The sequence below is a fragment of the Brucella sp. GW823-FHT04E01 genome, assembly GCF_058796175.1.
Map to the genome: position 1 here is coordinate 645,543 of NZ_JBXAIK010000003.1, position 18,958 is coordinate 664,500.

Consider the following 18,958-nt stretch of genomic DNA (forward strand, 5'->3'; position numbering starts at 1 on the left):
TGCAACAATGCGCCAGGACCGAGAATGGGAAGCAGGTGAGGGGAGTTTGTCTCATAACACGGCTGCCATTGGCCCCGTGTTATGAGGGGCTTTGCGCTTTGCTTCAAAGATCGACAGGGCGGCCGGATGCTTCCTCTTCCAAGGTTACTGCAATATCTGCATTAGCCGACAATCTCACCTTGTCGCCCTCGACGTCGGCAACAAAGCCGAGTTCGATATAGTGATGATGGTCGCTGTGCATACCGGAATTATCGGTTTTCTTCAGCTTGATGCGGTTATCTTCGATGCGATCGACCGTGCCGACATGTACGCCATCGGCGCCGATGACTTCCATATTCTCCTGGATTTTGTGCTGCATGGGGAATCCTCCGTGTTGAATGATGCCGGAACGGCAATCTGCAATTGAGGCTGCGTGAGAGAAGTTAGCGCGTTTTCAGAAACTGACCATGGTGGCCACACTGAAAGTTGTATTGCTGAAGGCTGGATCGAACTCTTTTGATCGTGATCGGATGCTGGTTTCGTTCCGTGTTGTTCAGAATGCTGGCAAATGAAACAGTGCACGTTGACGCCGCAAGAAAAGCTGCTAAGAAGTCACTCGCTAAGCAATTGGGCGCAAATCGATAGCTTGCTGTGATTTGCTGTTTTTCCAGACTTGTGAAAAGCATAGATAAAACAATTGCCTGGAGGGGTGGCCGAGCGGTTTAAGGCACCGGTCTTGAAAACCGGCGTGCGAGAGATCGTACCGTGGGTTCGAATCCCACCCCCTCCGCCATTTCGATATAAAATCAAAACACTGGCACTAGCCGCCGCCTGTCGTTTGCAAACCGAAGCCGATCGCGTTACTCCGGTTGCGAGCATGGGTGCTTCGGTGCAAGCTGCACGGTCCAGAGCCTGCTTCCATCAACATTTCTGGTAAGACGCAAAAAGCCCGCCCCGGTTTGGGGGCAGGCTTCGTGTGGTGGCGGCCTGTTCGGAAGCGAACTTCTCTTCACTGGGTAACGTGGGCAATCGCCTCAAGAATAACTTCTGCGACTTCCGACGGTTGGGAAATGTGCGGTGCGTGCCCGGCTGGCAGAGTAGTCACCTTTGCGGAGATTTTCTGCGCCATTGCTGTCTGGAGATCTGGTTGGATCATGCGATCCTGTTCACTCACCACATACCAGGACGGTTTCGTCGTCCACGCAACCACGGACACCTTGCCATCGAAACTACTGGCGTGGGTTGGGTGCTGTGTGGCGAATATCACCTTGGTTTGTTCAGGTGCAATGTCCTGAGCAAGATGCTGCTGCACACCTTCCAATGTCAATGTCAGGAAGCCATCCTTGTCGGCTTGGACGTGGTTAAAACCGGAAGGAGGCGGATAGTCCTTGGCCGTCTGGTTGACCGACATACCTTCGGAAAGCGCGAAGGCCGCCACATAAACAAGTGCTTTCACATTGTCGTTCTGGCCGGCTTCGGTAATCACGGCTCCACCATATGACCAGCCGACCAGCACAACAGGGCCTTGCAGTCTTTCAAGCGCGCGCCGGGTGGTCGCGATGTCGTCCTCCAGGGAGGTCAACGGGTTCTGTACGGCTACGACATTCACACCTTTTTCCTGCAGCAGGGAGATCAGTCGGCTCCACGTCGATCCATCGGCCCATGCTCCATGCACGAGGACTACAGTTGGTTGCTGTGCGCTGGGACGGGTCGCGGTGCTTGTTGTATCAGAGATGGGTTGCATGGCTTTGTGCCTTTCCTTCTAAATGGTGTTGTCCCGGTTGATCGCGGGATAATGGCAGCTTCGTGCATATTGTAGTTATGAAACAATGAGGATAAAATGGTTCATATTTTTCAATAATGGAAATGGATTGTTTGTAATGGATCGGTTGACTGGCATGAGAGTCTTCGTAAAGGCAGTCGAATCCGGGTCCATCTCGTCGGCGGCACACGAGTTGGAGATGTCGTCACAGCTTGCCGGCAAGCAGATACGTGCCTTGGAGCTCGGACTGGGCGTAAGACTGCTGACAAGGACGACGCGTCGGCAAAGCCTTACTGACAGCGGGCAAGTGTTCTACGAGCGCGCGAAGAACATTCTGGCGGAAATGGACCTTGCCGAAGCATTGATGGCGGAGACAAGGTCTGAACCAAGGGGAAGGCTTCGCATCAGCGCTCCGGTGACTTTTGGAAGCCACGCGCTTGCGCCCGAACTTTCGGAATATCTCAGGCGGCATCCCGAGGTGTCGGTAGACCTCAATCTTACGAACAGAAATGTCGATCTGGTGGAGGAGGGGTTTGACGTGATTTTTCGCGCTGGCGATCTCCCCGACAGCAGCCTTATTGCCAAGCGTCTTGCGCCCTATCGCCTTATTCTATGTGCTGCGCCTGCCTATATGGATTCTGCAAGCAGCCTGAAGACACCACAAGATCTGGTCGAACATGAATGCCTGATCTTCACGCATTCATCGCTCCGCACCCATTGGTCATTCATTGGGCCGGAAGGTGAGGTGACTATTTCAATCACGGGCCGCTTCTGTGCCAACAGCGGTGAAGCACTGCGTGCTGCAGCACTTTCTGGTATGGGCATCCTCTTTCAACCGTATGAACTGGTTGCCGATGAGATATCGTCAGGAAAGCTGATCCGGCTTCTCCCTGAATACGAACCCCCATCGCGCTCCCTGCATGCGCTTTATGCATCAGATCGACAGATGACACCCAAGCTCAGAAGCTTCCTGGATTTCGCAGCCGAGAAATTTGGTGACGGAAAGCGTTGAGAGGTCGCCTCGCAGATATCTCCCGAATTACTACGAATGTTTTCTGTCTTTTTAAGTACCTCCTGTTCCGGAAATTGTTTCACATTTTTCCAGATACGTTCCAGTGAAGCAGATCGTGATTAAATCACAATGTTCCATTGGTATTTATGCCGATAAATATCATGAACATTATCACTATCACGACTGCAAACAATGCAAGAGATTGAAGAACAGAGAATGTATCAAGTCCCATATTTATAAATCCTAAAATATAATATAGGTAAAACATATCACAAAACTTAATTTATGGCCAGTAATTGATTCGTTCTAGGTAAACGACAGCCATAAAAGTCAATATATCTCCATCTTTTATTTGCATAATATAGCAAATGGAGGGTGTTTTCATATGAGCCGTGGGTCTGAAAGCCGGGGCAGTTTCACACGTGCGTCCATTAGAGCGCATCCCGAAAAGTGTGAAACGGTTTTCGGATAAGATGCGCGTTAAAACAAATATTTAGAGCGCGTTGCGCGCCCACTGCCGGACGGCACGCGTCAACACCAGCCGTTGCTGTTGCAATCGTATGTGAAGCTTATGATGCTTCTTCTTCGATTACATTCTGCGCAACCTGTTCGATACCACCATTGAAGCGTTCTGCGGCAAGCAGCCCGAGCCACACGGCGATCAGGCAAAGCACAACCGAAAAACCGATATTGAACAGGGCTTTGCCGGGTTGTCCAGCGCGCAGAAGATCCATCGTTTGCAGGCTGAAAGACGAGAAAGTGGTGAAGCCACCGCACACGCCGACCATGAAGGCGAGGCGCCAGATTTCCGGTATGGGAAAACGGCCTTGCTCCAGTGTCAGTGCACCGAAGAACGAGATTGCAAAAGAGCCGACAATATTGATGACGATGGTGCCCCAGGGAAGTTCGCGGCTTATCGGCAGCATCAAGAGGGCCAGCCAGTACCGCGCGACACTTCCGATCGCTCCACCGAGCGCTACCATGAGGGTTGCTTGCATTGTTCTGTGTCCATTTCAATAATGGATAGAGATTAGTCGGTGACGTCTGGAAATTCGATAGAATATCTCACTTCGAGAGGTCTTGCGACGCACTCTTCTCCTGTTTCAATTCAAGCAGGAGTCATCAGCCAATTGCTGGCAGTTTCGGGAGAACCCCATTCCCATCATGTACGGCGAAAACCGTCATTGATTTATACTGAAATATCGGACTGTTCGTCAACGTAATGGGCGCGGATGCGGCGCCCATCCCGATCACAAACCGGTAATCAGTTCAGCGCGCCGCTCTTGCGGCGTCCCAGCCGCCGTTTCACCGCGTCGCTGGCGCGATAGATGAACGAAGCGGGTGCAGGCAAAGTGCGCCGCATGAAGGCGACCTTGCGCAGATAATTGTCGATTTTCCAGGTTGCCCATGTGCCGCCCCGGAAATAGGCAACGTCGCCAGCCCGCAAGGTGCGTGTGCCGCCGTCCGCGTCGGTGACGTGCACTTCACCTTCCAGAATATAGACGGTTTCATCCCAGCCGAAATACCAGCGGAAAGTGCCTGCGGTGCAATCCCAGATGGCCGTATAGGCGGCTCGGTCCCGGCTTACCGATTGCTCGCTGGAGCGCGCATGCGGAGTGCCGTCCAGCACCCAGTCAGGATTGATCGGTGCGGGTTTCAGTTCCATTTCCATTGCATTATCGGAGACCACAGCCGGTCCCGTGGGCGCAGCGAAACCCCTCGGCATCGTTCGAGTTACAGCAAGAACGGCACTTGCAAGCATGAATTTCCAAGCCATGATTTCCCCCGAATGGCAGTCATCTTTCCAAATAACGGCTAATCGTCAGGAATGCGTTAAAGGCTTGAAAGAAACGATCTTTCCCCGCAACTCATGCGAGACTCGCAATTGGCTCTAGTAATTATTTTATGTCTTTGATTTTACTTTGTATTCACAGAAAACGAAAAACAGAATTCGGTTGTTGCTTCAAACAGGCGTGGGATAGAGACGCCACCGGAAATTGCTCCGGTGGCGAGGTGTCATGCTGCCACTATGCCATCACGGCGGGCAGGCAGTTCGAAGAGGCGGGCACCATTGTCGGTTCCTTTTTCTTGGTAACCAATGATCTTGAACCATTTTACGATGTCGGATCGGTCGAGCCAGCTTCGTGAATGGATTGGCAGGTCACCGGCCAAAGCCTGAATCTGCCGGATATGCTGCTTGCAGAAACGCACGGTATTTCGGTTGAAAAATTCTTCCTTCGCCGCAAAAAGCGTATCGGTGGCGCCATCCCCCTCATGCCAGGCGATGATAGCAACCACCTTGCCGTCCTGCAGCAAAGCATGTGCACGGCCTTCCCGCAGGTTCATCATCAGGTTGTCATAGGCGGCTTTGGTATCCTTGCCGGCGGCGATATATTCGATCGCCATACGCCTCGAAAGGTCGTGAAAAACGCTTTCAAGATCACCGACAGTCGCTGTGCGTGCCTTCATTTTTCTGACCTCCCTTCGTTTCACTCCAGTCGCGTGCAAACCGCGACAGCACCATAATGGCCACTTCCGGCCATCGCTTTCAACGTGAAAAGCCGCTGCCGGTTCCGGTCAGTCGAACCCAATTCAGCTTTGACGGGTGATCGTGACTGCAAGACCGGGCAATATGTGGCGGGCAGGGATTGTCTTCACGTGATTGTGAAAACTGCCCGCGCCTCGGCGTCATTCAACCGGATTTTCGTCGTTCTCCGGGCCTTTTCGGATTGCGCTAAGGCTCTAGTCTTATAGCGAACGCAGGTTGGTTATGCACAACTAGGGTACAAGTTGTTTGAACAATTCTGAAGGCTTGTGTATCCAGAGTGTATGTTTCTCATCTGCGTATCGTGGAATTTTCTCGGAAACACCTCCAAAAGTCTTACCCACCTAATCGGCAGGAAACGACAATGACCGACCTTCCCGGATATCCGAGTCGTCGCAGTTTTCTGAAAGCCTCCGCGGCAAGCGTGATGCTTTCAGGGCTCGCTGTCTCAGCCAAAGCGGAACCACAAACTCCCCCGGTTCCACTCGAAGAATATGAACGTCAATATTTCAATGAAGTCGAATGGGCTTTCATTCTCGCCGCAACGGCAAGACTGATCCCGTCCGAAGGCGATGGTCCTGGCGCTATCGAAGCCCGTGTTCCTGTCTTCATCGATCTTCAGCTTGCCGGTGATTACGGTCGCGCGGATGACTGGTACATGGTTGGCCCCCACGATGCGTCCGCCGATCCGACGCGCGGCTGGCAGACGCCGCTCAACCCTGCGCAGATTTACAGGCAGGGTATTCCTGCCTTCAATGCGTGGTGCGAGCAGAAGCATGGCGCTGCGTTCTCGGCCTTGACGGCGGAACAGCAAGATGCGGCGCTGACCTCGCTGCAGAAGGGGGAGGTCGGCTTGCAGCCTGAACTGCGCGACTTCTTCACAGTCCTGTTGCAGAACACCAAGGAAGGCTATTTCGCCGATCCGATGTATGGCGGCAATCACGGCATGCAGGCCTGGAGCTTTATCGGCTTCCCCGGCGCGCGCGGCAGCTACAAGGAATGGGTCGAACGCTACAATGTTCGCTACCCGTTAGGCCCAGTTTCGATCAAGGGCGAGAGGGCTTAACAATGGCACGTCAGGAAAAGAAAAAAGACGTGGTCGTCGTCGGCCTCGGCTGGACCGGCGCTATTCTGGCCATGGAACTGGCTCAGGAAGGGCTTGAAATCGTTGCGCTTGAGCGCGGGCATGACCAGAACACGGTCCCCGATTTCAAATATCCCAACATGATCGATGAGCTGAAATATGGCGTGCGTCTGAAGTTGATGCAGCGCGCCAGCCAGCAGACGGTCACGATCCGACGCAACGAGAATGAAGTTGCATTGCCGTATCGCAGTTTTGGTTCGTTTCTGCCTGGTAACGGCGTTGGCGGAGCGGGCACGCACTGGAACGGCCTGAACTGGCGTCCGCAGCCGGAAGAGCTGCGCCTGCGCTCCTATGTGCAGGAACGCTGGGGCGAACAGATCATTCCGGAAGACATGCTTCTGGGCGATTATCCGATCCATTACGACGAGCTGGAACCGTTCTTCGACCGTTTCGAGCGTATTGCCGGTATTTCCGGGAAGGCTGGCAATCTCAAGGGCAAGACCGTCGAGGGCGGTAATCCGTTCGAGGGATGGCGCTCAAACGACTACCCCATGCCACCGATGCACACGACCTGGGACGGCCGGAAGTTTGCCGATGCCGCGCAGGGCATGGGGTATCATCCCTTCCCGTCGCCCGGCGGCATCGCGTCGACGGCCTATGTCAATGAATATGGCATGCAGATGGGGCCGTGCAACCATTGCGGTTTCTGCGAGCGCTTCGGCTGCTACCAGTATTCCAAGTCTTCGCCTCAGACAGCAATTCTCGATGCACTGAAACGCATGCCGAACTTCTCCTATCGCACGGAGTCGGAAGTTCTGCGTGTCGAGATGGCGCCAGACGGCAAGACGGCTACGGGCGTGACCTATTTCGACGAGGCGACGCAGGAGGAAGTGTTCCAGCCCGCCGATATCGTTATTCTTGCGTCCTTCTCGCTCAACAACGTGCATCTGGCGCTGCTTTCCGGCATCGGCCAGCCATACGATCCGGCAACGGGCGAAGGTGTGACCGGTCGTAATTATGCCTATCAGATGAATGGCGGCGTGACGCTCTTCTTCAAGGATGAAGAGTTCAATCCGTTCATCGGCACCGGCGCGAACGGCATGTGCATCGACGATTTCGGTGTCAACCAGATCGATTTCGGACGAGAAGGCTTCATCGGCGGTTCGTACTGGCGCGCAGGCCAGACCAACGGCCAGCCGATCCGCAGTATGCCACTGCCGTCCGGTACGCCGGGCTGGGGCGGTGCATGGAAGAAGGCCATTGCCGAATGGTACGGCCATGCCATGTCCATCGGCAGCCATGGCTCGCATATGGCTTACAGGACTAACCATCTCGATCTGGACCCAACCTACAAGGATCGTCACGGTCGCCCGCTCATGCGCATGACCTTCAACTGGAATCCGAATGATATCCGGATGACCCAGTACATGAAGACCAAGATGGAAGAACTGGCCAAAACGATGAACCCGGACCTGATGCAGTCGTCCTTCAAGAAGGAAGGCGCGCAATATGACGTGCGTCCCTATCAGACGACGCACAATACGGGTGGCCATAGCATGTCGGAAAACCCGCGTGAGGGCGTGGTCAACCGCTATTCGCAGGCATGGGACAAGCACAATGTGTTCATGACCGGCGCGGGCAATTTCGTGCAGAACACGCAGTACAATCCGACAGGCCTGCTCGGCGGGCTTGCCTATTCGACTGCGCATGCGATCCGCACGCAATATCTGTCCAATCCGCGTCCGCTGATCTGAGGAGAATGGTGATGAAAACTTTTCTTCGCATAATCGGCGCTCTGGTCGTCATCGGTATTGTCGCGCTGCTGGCCTTCATCTTCGTGCCGGTACAACTGACTAAACCGACCAAGGAACTGGCCGCAGACTGGAAGCCTGCCGAAGGGCAGGGCCAATATGTCATGTATGCCTCTGACTGCATGGCCTGCCATACGGCGGAAGGCGGCAAGCCCTTTGCCGGTGGCCGCCCGATTGCAAGCCCGATGGGTACGATCTGGACGACCAACATCACTCCGGATAAGGAAACCGGCATTGGAAACTGGACACTCGATCAGTTTCGCGCCGCTCTCTATGACGGCATTCGTGCCGACGGCTCGCATCTTTATCCAGCAATGCCATATGAGAACTATCGCAAGCTGACGGAAGAAGATGTCCGCGCTCTGTATGATTATTTCATGCATCAGGTGGAGCCGGTGAACAATGTCGTTCAGGAAACCAAGCTCGGCTTCCCGTTCAACATGCGTTTCGGCATTCGCGCCTGGAACTGGCTTGCTCTCGGTCAGGAAGCGGCCTTCAAGGCCGCCGGCAAGTCGGAAGCAGAGGATCGCGGACAGTATCTGGTCGAAGGACCGGCACACTGTGCTGCCTGCCACAGCCCACGCAATACGCTGATGGCGCAGAGCGGCACGCAGGTCGGTGACAAGGACTTCCTCATCGGCGGTGTCGTCGATGGCTGGAACGCTCCGTCTCTACGCGGCGCCAATTCCGCTCCACAGAAATGGTCCATCGAGGAACTGGCAACCTATCTCGCAACAGGCCGCAATTCCCATTCAACGGCCAATGGCGAAATGGGCCTCGCTGTCGAACATTCGCTGCAGCATCTCACTGATGCAGACAATCTGGCGATGGCCGCTTTCCTGAAGGGGATCGACGGTGCGGCTGTCGAAGTGCCGCAGAGCTTCGCTTCTAAGGCGTCGATGGCGCTGCCAGCGGCTCCGGCCGATGCGGCCGGTGAAGCAACGACAAAGATGCTGACGGAAGCTTCTCCGGATATGCCTCTGGGCGCACGTCTCTACATCGATAACTGCGCCGCCTGCCACTTCGTGACGGGCAAGGGCGCGCCGGAAATCTTTCCTGAGCTTGCCGGTAATGATCTTGTGACAGGTTCGGAGACGAAACCGCTGATCTCGATCATCCTGCATGGCGCAGAGGTTCCGTCCACGGCGAAGCGTCCGATGCGTCTGGTGATGCAGGGTTATGCCGACCGCCTGTCGGATGATGAAGTCGCCGAACTGGCAACATTCGTCCGCTCGGCATGGGGTAACAGCGCAGGACCGGTAAAGGCGACAGATGTCGCGGCTGTCCGCAACAGCCAGGGGCACTAACAATAGAACGGCGGAACGAAAGTTCCGCCGTTCTGCTATCTAAGCCGCTTCGATATCGCGCATCGGCGGGTTTCCATAGAAGCGGCTATATTCGCGACTGAACTGTGACGGGCTTTGATAGCCTACGCGATGGCCAGCCGTACCAGCATCCAGACGCTCGACCAGCATCAGCCTGCGTGCCTCGTTCAGACGCAGTTGCTTTTGATACTGAACCGGCGTCATTGCCGTAATCGCCTTGAAGTGATGATGAAATGACGACGCGCTCATATTGACGTGTTCGGCAAGCTGTTCAATCCGCAATGGCGCTGCGAAGTTCTGCCGAAGCCACCCGATAGCCCGTGCTATCCGGTTGGCCTGACTGTCGGCGGTTGCGATGTTGATCAAACGCTCGCCGCCGGGACCAGTCAGAAGGCGATAAAGGATTTCCTGTTCGATCAGGGGCGCCATCACCGGAATATCCTCGGGATTGTCAAGTAGGCGCAGCAGGCGCAGAGCCGCATCCAGCAGTCCAGCAGGCGCTGCATTGACGGTAATGCCCCATTGATCGCCATCTGCCATCACGTGCCTGCGAACGTCGGCGCGCCCGATCAGGTCGGTGAGCTTTTCGCTGTCGATGGCAAGCGCCAGACACAGATGTGGTGCTTCCGGGCTAGCTTCGACCACCCGCCATGTGACGGGCAGGTCCAGCGACGTCACCAGATATTCGCCCTTGGTATAATTGATCGTCTCGGAGCCGAGACGCAGGGATTTCGCGCCCTGCAACACCATGGCGAGACAGGGCCGATAGCTGCTGTGGCACGGTATGCTTGGCGTCGTCCGCCTGCTGATCCCCAGACCTTCGATCGGTGTTCGGTATTCGCCGTCCTGTGCGGTGAAACGCTCCGCCAGCGCGGCAAGTTCCTCGTAGGTGTCGTTCAGTGACGTCATAGGTGATCCGCTTCAGATGAGATAGAATACAGCAATTATTGATCAGGCAGGCATGCATCGGCAATCGCGAAGCAGGCAGTTTTGCAGGATCGTGCAAGAAGCTTGCAGGATCGGTCTACCGCTTCTGCCCTTGCTTCCGGCATATTCTGCCTGCTTCCCCAATCCAATAAATGGAGTCTATCATGGCCATAGCAAGAGGTTACGCTGCTACGGATGCAGATGAGCCGTTGGTTCCGTTCATTTTTGAACGGCGCGAGCCCAATGCAGATGACGTGGTCATCTCGATCCAGTATTGCGGCGTTTGCCATTCCGACATCCATACCGTCCGCAATGAATGGAAGAACGCAGTTTATCCCATCGTTCCGGGGCACGAAATCGCAGGTGTCGTCACCGCCGTCGGTGATGCGGTTACCAAGTTCAAGGTCGGCGACAAGGTCGGCGTCGGCTGCTTCGTGGACTCCTGTGTTGGCTGCGCCAGCCGGGATGTCGACAATGAGCATTATCTTCCGGGCCTCATCCAGACCTACAACACCTTCGACACCGAAGGAAAGGCGCGGACGCAGGGCGGATATTCCGACCATATCGTCGTCAAGGAAGGCTATGTCCTTTCCATGCCTGACAATCTTCCGCTTGATGCGGCAGCACCGTTGCTCTGTGCAGGCATCACCCTCTATTCGCCGCTGCGTCACTGGAATGCAGGTCCCGGCAAGCGTGTGGCGATCGTCGGCATGGGTGGACTCGGACACATGGGCGTCAAGCTCGCCAATGCCATGGGCGCGCATGTTACGGTTCTAAGCCAGTCACTTTCCAAGAAGGAAGATGGCCTCAAGCTCGGCGCTCATGAATATTATGCGACTAGCGACGCGACCACTTTCGAAAAGCTGGCGGGATCGTTCGATCTCATCATCTGCACGGTTGGCGTCGCCATCGACTGGAATGCCTATCTTGGCCTGCTCAAGGTAAACGGAACGATGGTTGTCGTTGGCGTTCCCGAAGACATGGTGCCGGTGCATGCGTTCTCGCTTATTCCCGGCCGCAAGTCGCTTGCAGGATCGATGATCGGGTCGATCAAGGAAACGCAGGAAATGCTGGACTTCTGCGGCCAGCACAACATCGTTTCGGAAATCGAGAAGATCAACATTCAGGAGATCAACGAAGCCTATGAACGCGTTCTGAAGAGCGACGTGCGCTACCGCTTCGTCATCGATATGGCTTCGCTGGCAGCCTGAAATCGATAATCTGCGCGGCGCCAGATCACGGTGCCGCGCAGATCATTTTCATTCAGCCTTGGTTACATCGTTATCGGCGCCGGAGATCGAGATCGTCGGTTCGGCGGAACCGCCTGCAAGCGACCAGGTCACCTGATGGTTCGCGCCGCTGACATCGAACTGCGAAGGTCCATCGACCTTCACATTGACGATATTCTCCGCGCCGGAAACCTCCAGAATTGAAGGATCTGTTCCTTTCTTCAAGGTGGCGGTTACCTGATTGTTCGACACTTCAACGATCAGATTTTGCGTTGCTCCACCCGAAACCGTGTTGTCCGTGCCGGATACCGAAAGCTTCCGGGCGTTTTCGAAAGTCACAGTATGAGAAACGCCATGTATGGTGACATGGCCGCATTCTCCCTTGAGCTTGACGTTATTTTCCGCACCGTAAATCCCGACATCGCCGGAGGTGCAGGTGATTTCCCTGCCGAGGCCCACACCTTCGATTGTCTGTTCGTCGGCGAAAGACGATGGTGCTGCAAGAAGTGTCAGGCTGCCTGCCAGCAATGCAATTTTCAACATCTCGACCTCTTTTACCAAAGCCATGTATGGCGATTATTAACCATAGCTCATCTGTTCTGTATAGATATGGCATCATGTCGACCGATGGTTGATCGATTTAAACATATTGCTTATCGCTTATTATCAAGAGCTGAACTACACTTGGCTATGCAGCGGGGGAAGTGCAGCTTTGGGACTCGACCAGAACACTTTGTTTTTTGCGACAGGTATCTGCTCTCTGGCAGTAGGGCTGACGATTCTCAGCGTCTGGTATCAGAACTCGCGTGACAAATTTCTGCTCTGGGGTTGCCTTGGCATGATCCTGCTCGGCACGGGGGCAGTACTTTACTATGCGGGGCCTTTGCCGCTGGCTACGGCCTCCATTGTCGCCTTCGGTTTGGAGAGCGTCGGTTTCATCTTCCTGATTGTCGGGTCACGGCAGATTTCCGGACGTCCGATACAACGGAGCTTTCTGGTCGTGCTGGCGATTGCTGTAATATGCGCTACGACGCTGCCCATTCTGGCCGGACAGACGGGCACTGGCACAGCGATCTTCAACCTGACTTCGGCCCTGTTGCTCCTGCTGACGGCGAAAGAATATTTCCATGTCTATCGGGAAGCGCCGGTTCCGGTCATTGGCATGATCGTTCTTTATGCCCTGACAGCGATTTCATTCTTTCTGTGCGGCGCTGTCATCCTGCATCAACAACAGTGGGTCATGACTACGATCCCAAGCAATTGGGCTGAAGATATCAATGCCATCACCGCAATCATAGGCATTACGGGCATTGGCGCGCTGTCGCTGAATTTCACCCAGTCGCGCATTGCGCGTCGTCATGCCAACGAGGCGCGCACCGACAGCCTGACCGGATTGCTGAACCGGCGCGCGCTTTATGACGTGCTGGACGATAATGAACTGCAGCTCGGGGATTCAGTCGTGATCTTCGACCTTGATGCTTTTAAATCCATCAATGATACGCATGGCCACATCGTCGGGGATGAAGTGCTGTACACGTTCTCCGGCGTTCTGCGTAATCATGTCAAAGGTCAGGCTCTCATTTCCCGCATCGGCGGTGAGGAATTTGTTCTGATCCTGAGGCAGAAACATAATAGCGATGTTCTTGCCTTGGCCGACACGATCCGGAAAGCCTTTTCGGCGATCGTGTTCGAGGCTTCGGCTGGAGATTTCTCAACGACGACCAGCGCAGGCATCGCTTTCTGCATGCCGGGTAACGAAGATTTCCAAACGGTCTTCCGCAGGGCAGATGCGGCGCTCTATCGTGCCAAGCATCTGGGCCGCAACAAGGTCTGCACCGAACTGCACAGCGTCGCTTGAGCTTCTTTCAAATGAAAAGGGCCTGAAATCAGGCCCTTTCGCTTTTCATTCCGTCATTACATCACGTACCGAAGCGCTCTTCGCTGAGCGCCGCCGCCATCAGAGCCTTGGTATAATCTTCGCGCGGGTGGTCGAAGACCTGTTCGGTATCGCCCTGTTCGACAATCTTTCCGTTCTTCATCACAATCACATAGTCCGAAACGGCCCGCACGACCGCCATGTCGTGGCTGATGAAGAGATAGGACAAGCCGTGGTCTTTCTGCAGGTCGCGCAACAGGGCGACGATCTGCTTCTGCACCGAACGATCGAGCGCGCTTGTCGGTTCGTCGAGCACGATCACGCGCGGTTTCAGGATCATCGTGCGCGCAATGGCGATGCGCTGGCGCTGGCCGCCGGAAAATTCGTGCGGATAGCGATTGCGCATGGCCGGGTCCATGCCGACTTCCCGCAGGGCATCCTGCGCGCGGCGATCACGCTCTTTCGCCGAAAGGTTCGGTTCGTGGATCAGAAGCCCTTCAGTGATGATGCGTCCCACCGTCATGCGCGGGCTGAGCGAGCCAAAAGGATCCTGAAAAACGAGCTGCAATTCGCGGCGTTTCGGACGCATCGCCTGCGATTCCGTCGGCAATTCCTTGCCGAGATAAGCGATGCGGCCTTCTGATGGGAGAAGACGCAGAATGGCGCGACCGAGCGTGGACTTGCCGGAACCGGATTCACCCACAATGCCGATGGTCTGGCCTTCTTTCAATGTCAGCGAGACATTGTTGACGGCGGTGAGATAGTTCGCAGCGCCGAGCCATGGTTTGCTGATAAGAAAATTGACCTTCACATTGTCGGCGCGAACAAGCACCGGCGCGTCGTCACGGGGAGGGGCCTTTTCGCCTTCCGGCTCCGCATCGAGCAGCATCTTCGTATAGGGATGCTCCGGTGAGGTGAAGAGCTTTTCCGTTTCGTTGGTTTCAACCACTTCGCCGGAGCGCATCACATAGACCCGGTCGGCGAAGCGCCGCACGATGCCAAGATCGTGCGTGATGAAGACCACCGCCATGCCCAACCGCTTCTGCAGATCGGCCAGAAGATCGAGAATCTGCGCCTGAATGGTGACGTCGAGCGCAGTCGTCGGTTCATCGGCAATCAGGATGTCCGGTTCGTTGGCGAGCGCCATGGCGATCATGACACGCTGCCTTTGTCCGCCTGACAGTTCATAAGGATAGCTGTCGATGCGGCGTTCAGGTTCTGGAATACCAACCAGCTTGAGCAGTTCAAGAATACGCGGACGCGCCTGCTTCTTGTTCATGCCGCGATGATAGCGAAGCGGCTCGGCAAGCTGGTCGCCGATGCGGTAAAGCGGATCGAGCGACGTCATCGGCTCCTGAAAGATCATGGTGATCTTTGCGCCGCGGATATTGTTCAGTTTCTTTTCGGACATGCCGATCAGATCCTGACCGCGATAGAGCGCCTGGCCGGTTGCCTTGCCGTTCTGGGCCAGAAGCCCCATCATTGCCATGGTCGTCTGGCTCTTGCCTGAACCGGACTCGCCGACAATGGCGATGGTTTCACCGGCTTTGACATCGAGATTGATGCCGCGCACCGCCTGCACCGGCCCGTCATGCGTGTCGAATGTGACCTTCAGGTCGCGCACGCTCAGAATGTTTTCACTCGTCATCTCAGCGATCCTTCGGGTCAAGGCTGTCGCGCAGGCCATCGCCAAGGAAGTTCAGCGCAAACAGGATGATGGTCAGCGTTGCGGCAGGCCAGATCAATTGCCAGCTTGCGCCGCGCATGTTCTGGGCACCTTCGGAAATCAGCAGCCCCAGAGAGGTGAGGGGGTCCTGAACACCGAGACCGAGGAAGGAGAGGAGACTTTCGAGCAGGATTGCCTTCGGCACCAGCAACGTCACGAAAACGATGACCGGGCCGAGCGCATTCGGAATGATGTGGCGGGTGATGACGCCGCGCCGTGTCGCGCCTAACGCTTCCGCAGCCTGCACAAATTCCTGACGTTTGAGGCTCAATGTCTGTCCGCGCACGATGCGCGCCATATCCAGCCACTCCGTCGCGCCGATGGCGATGAAGATGATGAAAATGGATCGCCCGAAGAAGACGAGCATCAATATCACAAAGAAGATGAAGGGCAGCGAATAGAGAATATCCACGAGCCGCATCATCACATTGTCGATGCGCCCGCCGAGATAACCGGAGACAGCGCCATAGGACACGCCCAGAACCAGTGCCATCGCCGAGGCAAGCAGGCCGATGGCAAGCGACATGCGCACACCGATGAAGATGCGCGTCATCAGATCGCGGCCCAGATTATCAGTGCCGAGCAGGAAATAATTGCGTGCCACGTCGAGGGTCAGCTTGCCCGACAGCCCGTCAGTAGCGATCTCGATTTTCGGATTGCTGAACAGGTCGGAGCGCTGGAAATAACGCAGCACACGCTCGTCCGTCGGACGCTGTGCGGTAAAGTCGACAACGACATTGTTGCCGTTCAGTTCCGGCTCGCCGGCAGCTTTCAGCCGCGCCCGGGCAAGTTCGCGTTCAAGGCCTGGCATGATTGTATCTTCACGCGGATAGGCTTCGAGGCTCGGTGCCACACGCACGAACTGCGGATAAATCTTGTCATAGGGGTGCGGGCTCAGCATCGGGCCGAAAATGCCCAGAAAAGCCATCAGAAGAAGGACGATAGCGCTTGCCACGGCAGCCTTGTTCTTGCGCAGGCGCAACCATGCGTCCTGCCAGAGCGAGCGGCTTGGAACTTCCAGCCGGGCTGTTTCCGTCGGTACAGTAAGATCAGTCATAGCGAACCCTCGGATCAAGCCATGCATAAAGAAGATCGACGATCAGGTTGAACACCACGACGAAGACCGAAATGACAACAACGGTTCCCATGACGAGGGTGTAATCGCGGCTAAGCGCGCCCTGCACGAAGTAACGACCGATGCCGGGAATGCCGAAGATCGTCTCGACCACGACCGAACCTGTGAGCAGGGCGGCTGCCGTCGGGCCGAGATAGGAGACTGCGGGGAGCATCGCGGCGCGCAAGGCATGCACGCCCACAACCACACGCGATGGCAGGCCATAGGCGCGGGCGGTGCGCACGTGATTGGCGCGCAACGCCTCAATCGTTGCGCCACGCACGAGACGCGCAATGACGCCGACCTGCGGCAATGCAAGCGTCAGGACCGGCAATATCCAGTAAGTTATATTGGCCGAAGACCAGCCGCCCGCCGGAACCCATCCGAGAATGACGCCGAACAGAAGGCTGAGGAGAGGGGCCACGACGAAGTTGGGCGTGGTGATGCCGAATGTGGCCAGTGCGACGACGAAATAGTCGACAGCTGAGTTCTGCTTCAACGCCGCCAGCGTGCCGAGGAATGTTCCGATGATCGCTGCAAGCGTCAGACCGAGCGTGCCGAGCATGATAGAAACCGGCAGGCCGGAAGCGAAAAGATCGTTCACCGAGAAGTCGCGTCGTGTGAAGCTCGGTCCAAGATCGCCGTGCAGAAGATTGCCCAGATAAATCAGATACTGCTGCCACAGCGGCGCATCCATATTATAGGCCTTCTTGAGGTTCTCCAGGATCAGTGGATCAATCGGCCTTTCAAGGTCGAAAGGTCCGCCGGGCGCAAGCCGGATCAGAAAGAACGTCAGCGTGATGATGATGAATATCGTGGGTATCGCACTACCCAATCGTCGGAGCGTATAGCCCAGCATGTTCTTTTCCCTTCTTTGCCGGACCGCTTTGAACGATCCGGCAAATCCCACTAAGGGCTTGTTTCTTTTTTGTTTTTAATTCTTTGTCGATAACCAGCGCGTGCCGTGCGAATTCATGAGGTTATCTTCGTAACCCTGAACACGGTCGGCAACGAGGGCGGTGGACGAATAATACATCAGCGGCACGACAGCGCCGTCGCCGAGCAGTATCTTCTCTGCTTCAGCCAGGATTTTTGCACGCTCGGCGAGATCGGTCGTCGTTGCAGATTTCGCCATCAACGCGTCGTAATCCTTGTTCGACCATTCGGCATAATTGAAGTAATTGCCGGTGGTATAAAGCTCCAGGAACGAATTCGGATCGTTGTAATCGCCGATCCAGCCGTCACGGGTGATGTCGAACATACCCTTTTCCTGAAGGTAGTTGTAGAAGGTGGCGCCTTCCACTTCGTTGAGCGTTGCCTTGATGCCGATATTGCCCAGCATGTTGGCAAGCGCCGCCATGGTATTCTTGTGGTTTTCCGAGGTATTGTAGCGCAGCGTCACGGAAAGGCTGCCCGGTTGGACACCGGCTTCCTGCAGCAATTCCTTGGCCTTGTCCTCACGGTCCAGCACATCCTCGTCGGCGAAATCCAGCTTCGGCGCGTCCTTGACGTAATTCGCAATGCCGGGCGGCACCATGGAACTGGCTGGCAGCATCACACCGCGCCAGACTTCATTGGCGAGAAACTCACGATCGACGGCCATCGATATGGCCTTGCGCACGCGCGGATCGCGCAGCTTGCTCGATGGCTCGCCTTTGATGTCGACATAATAGATGCCAAGATAGGGAGCGAGGCGGAACTGACCGCCGAGGTTCTTTTTCACATAGTCCATCTGTTCGGCAGGAACATCGGAACAGATATCGACTTCCTTCGCCTCGAAGCGGCGCATGCAGCTTGCGCGATCCTCGAACGGTATCCAGTTCACCGCATCGATCTTCACATTGGAAGCATCCCAGTAATTCGGGTTCTTCTTCATGGAGATTTTGTCATTGGGAGTGAAGCTGACAAGCGTATAGGCGCCATTGGTCACCATGTTGCCGGGCAGGGTGAACTTGTCGCCGAACTTCTCGACAGCCTTCTTGTTGACCGGGAAACCGGTCTGATGAGTGAGAAGTTCGAGGAAATAAGGGGCAGGGTTCTTGAGAGTGATTTGCAGCGTCTTGTCGTCAAGCGCCTTCACGCCAAGCTGATCGACGGGCATCTTGCCGGTGGCAACTTCCTCGGCATTCTTAATGGCGTAGAGGACGCTGGCATAGCCGGCAGCCGTCTTCGGGTCCATGATGCGGCGGAAGGAAAACTCGAAATCGCCGGCGGTAACAGGGTCACCGTTCGACCATTTGGCATTCTCGCGCATGTGGAATGTGTAGGTGAGGCCGTCTTCGGAAATATGCCATGATACGGCCGCTCCGGGAATGGCTTCGCCCTTCTCGTTTTGCGCCAACAAACCTTCATAAAGATCACGAAGAACACGGTTTTCCGAAACGGTGGTTGTATGGTGCTGGTCCAGCGTGGCGGGATCGGTATCGTTGCCCCGGTTGAGCACTGTTTCTGCCGATGCGGCACCGGCTAGCGCCATCAGGCAAACGCCTGTCATCAAGAATCCGCGAACCATTGAAAACTCCCATATGCTTATTAAAAAATGTTAGCCCCGACAAAAGAGGGCCCTCC

Annotated in this window: 17 protein-coding genes, 1 tRNA gene and 1 riboswitch; of the genes, 7 read left to right on the top strand and 11 right to left on the bottom strand. The window is 55.6% G+C overall.

Annotated features, from left to right (window positions below; all coding sequences use genetic code 11):
* Nucleotides 1–103: 103 nt before the first annotated feature.
* Nucleotides 104–358, bottom strand: coding sequence for a DUF2171 domain-containing protein (locus tag AC1RHM_RS13440; protein ID WP_010658813.1), 255 nt, complete (start codon nucleotides 356–358; stop codon nucleotides 104–106).
* A 324-nt stretch (nucleotides 359–682) separates the two neighbouring features.
* On the opposite strand from AC1RHM_RS13440, the gene AC1RHM_RS13445 reads away from it, so the two are divergent.
* Nucleotides 683–772, top strand: a tRNA-Ser gene (locus AC1RHM_RS13445).
* A 216-nt stretch (nucleotides 773–988) separates the two neighbouring features.
* Here AC1RHM_RS13445 and AC1RHM_RS13450 read toward each other — a convergent pair.
* On the bottom strand, nucleotides 989–1,723 hold the full coding sequence (locus AC1RHM_RS13450) for an alpha/beta fold hydrolase (protein WP_029375953.1): 735 nt from the start codon (nucleotides 1,721–1,723) through the stop codon (nucleotides 989–991).
* A gap of 136 nt (nucleotides 1,724–1,859) precedes the next feature.
* Between AC1RHM_RS13450 and AC1RHM_RS13455 the strand changes: the two genes are divergently transcribed.
* Nucleotides 1,860–2,753: a LysR family transcriptional regulator gene (locus tag AC1RHM_RS13455; RefSeq protein WP_010658811.1), complete on the top strand. Its 894-nt coding sequence runs from the start codon at nucleotides 1,860–1,862 to the stop codon at nucleotides 2,751–2,753.
* A 569-nt stretch (nucleotides 2,754–3,322) separates the two neighbouring features.
* Here the strand turns inward: AC1RHM_RS13455 and crcB are convergent.
* The 3 genes from crcB to AC1RHM_RS13470 form a co-directional block, all read right to left on the bottom strand.
* Complete coding sequence (gene crcB / locus AC1RHM_RS13460) at nucleotides 3,323–3,751, bottom strand: fluoride efflux transporter CrcB (protein WP_010658810.1); 429 nt, start codon at nucleotides 3,749–3,751, stop codon at nucleotides 3,323–3,325.
* Nucleotides 3,752–3,859: 108 nt separating this feature from the next.
* A riboswitch (Fluoride riboswitch) is annotated at nucleotides 3,860–3,923 on the bottom strand.
* Between the two features lie 94 nt (nucleotides 3,924–4,017).
* Nucleotides 4,018–4,530, bottom strand: a complete 513-nt coding sequence (locus tag AC1RHM_RS13465) for a cupin domain-containing protein (protein ID WP_010658809.1) — start codon at nucleotides 4,528–4,530, stop codon at nucleotides 4,018–4,020.
* Nucleotides 4,531–4,769: 239 nt separating this feature from the next.
* Nucleotides 4,770–5,222, bottom strand: coding sequence for a hypothetical protein (locus tag AC1RHM_RS13470; protein ID WP_010658808.1), 453 nt, complete (start codon nucleotides 5,220–5,222; stop codon nucleotides 4,770–4,772).
* Between the two features lie 440 nt (nucleotides 5,223–5,662).
* Between AC1RHM_RS13470 and AC1RHM_RS13475 the strand changes: the two genes are divergently transcribed.
* Genes AC1RHM_RS13475 through AC1RHM_RS13485 form a run of 3 tightly spaced genes read left to right on the top strand, consistent with a single transcriptional unit; the run spans nucleotide 5,663 to nucleotide 9,500 of the window.
* Nucleotides 5,663–6,364: a gluconate 2-dehydrogenase subunit 3 family protein gene (locus tag AC1RHM_RS13475; protein WP_010658807.1), complete on the top strand. Its 702-nt coding sequence runs from the start codon at nucleotides 5,663–5,665 to the stop codon at nucleotides 6,362–6,364.
* Nucleotides 6,365–6,366: 2 nt separating this feature from the next.
* Nucleotides 6,367–8,136: a GMC family oxidoreductase gene (locus tag AC1RHM_RS13480; RefSeq protein WP_010658806.1), complete on the top strand. Its 1,770-nt coding sequence runs from the start codon at nucleotides 6,367–6,369 to the stop codon at nucleotides 8,134–8,136.
* An 11-nt stretch (nucleotides 8,137–8,147) separates the two neighbouring features.
* Complete coding sequence (locus AC1RHM_RS13485) at nucleotides 8,148–9,500, top strand: cytochrome c (RefSeq protein ID WP_010658805.1); 1,353 nt, start codon at nucleotides 8,148–8,150, stop codon at nucleotides 9,498–9,500.
* Between the two features lie 39 nt (nucleotides 9,501–9,539).
* On the opposite strand, the gene AC1RHM_RS13490 is transcribed toward AC1RHM_RS13485, so the two are convergent.
* Nucleotides 9,540–10,427 (bottom strand): AraC family transcriptional regulator, encoded by an 888-nt coding sequence (locus AC1RHM_RS13490; RefSeq protein WP_010658804.1) that lies wholly within the window; start codon nucleotides 10,425–10,427, stop codon nucleotides 9,540–9,542.
* Nucleotides 10,428–10,609: 182 nt separating this feature from the next.
* Between AC1RHM_RS13490 and AC1RHM_RS13495 the strand changes: the two genes are divergently transcribed.
* The gene (locus AC1RHM_RS13495) at nucleotides 10,610–11,656 is read left to right on the top strand and encodes an NAD(P)-dependent alcohol dehydrogenase (RefSeq protein WP_010658803.1); all 1,047 of its coding nucleotides are present in this window, start codon (nucleotides 10,610–10,612) and stop codon (nucleotides 11,654–11,656) included.
* A 48-nt stretch (nucleotides 11,657–11,704) separates the two neighbouring features.
* Here the strand turns inward: AC1RHM_RS13495 and AC1RHM_RS13500 are convergent, their stop codons facing one another.
* A complete protein-coding gene (locus AC1RHM_RS13500) occupies nucleotides 11,705–12,217 on the bottom strand; it encodes a DUF3060 domain-containing protein (RefSeq protein ID WP_010658802.1) in 513 nt (170 codons plus the stop codon).
* Between the two features lie 169 nt (nucleotides 12,218–12,386).
* Between AC1RHM_RS13500 and AC1RHM_RS13505 the strand changes: the two genes are divergently transcribed.
* Entirely contained in the window at nucleotides 12,387–13,532 is a 1,146-nt protein-coding gene (locus tag AC1RHM_RS13505; protein ID WP_010658801.1) for a GGDEF domain-containing protein, read from the top strand.
* A gap of 61 nt (nucleotides 13,533–13,593) precedes the next feature.
* Here the strand turns inward: AC1RHM_RS13505 and AC1RHM_RS13510 are convergent, their stop codons facing one another.
* The 4 genes from AC1RHM_RS13510 to AC1RHM_RS13525 all read right to left on the bottom strand — a co-directional run bounded on the left by AC1RHM_RS13510 (nucleotide 13,594) and on the right by AC1RHM_RS13525 (nucleotide 18,902).
* Nucleotides 13,594–15,198 carry an ABC transporter ATP-binding protein gene (locus tag AC1RHM_RS13510; protein ID WP_010658800.1) on the bottom strand — a complete coding sequence of 535 codons (1,605 nt, stop codon included), beginning with the start codon at nucleotides 15,196–15,198 and terminating at the stop codon, nucleotides 13,594–13,596.
* A 1-nt stretch (nucleotide 15,199) separates the two neighbouring features.
* Entirely contained in the window at nucleotides 15,200–16,333 is a 1,134-nt protein-coding gene (locus tag AC1RHM_RS13515; RefSeq protein WP_010658799.1) for an ABC transporter permease, read from the bottom strand.
* Nucleotides 16,326–17,249, bottom strand: a complete 924-nt coding sequence (locus AC1RHM_RS13520; RefSeq protein ID WP_010658798.1) for an ABC transporter permease — start codon at nucleotides 17,247–17,249, stop codon at nucleotides 16,326–16,328. Before AC1RHM_RS13520 ends, AC1RHM_RS13515 begins: the two co-directional genes overlap by 8 nt.
* Nucleotides 17,250–17,324: 75 nt before the next feature.
* The gene (locus tag AC1RHM_RS13525; RefSeq protein WP_010658797.1) at nucleotides 17,325–18,902 is read right to left on the bottom strand and encodes a peptide ABC transporter substrate-binding protein; all 1,578 of its coding nucleotides are present in this window, start codon (nucleotides 18,900–18,902) and stop codon (nucleotides 17,325–17,327) included.
* Nucleotides 18,903–18,958: the final 56 nt, after the last annotated feature.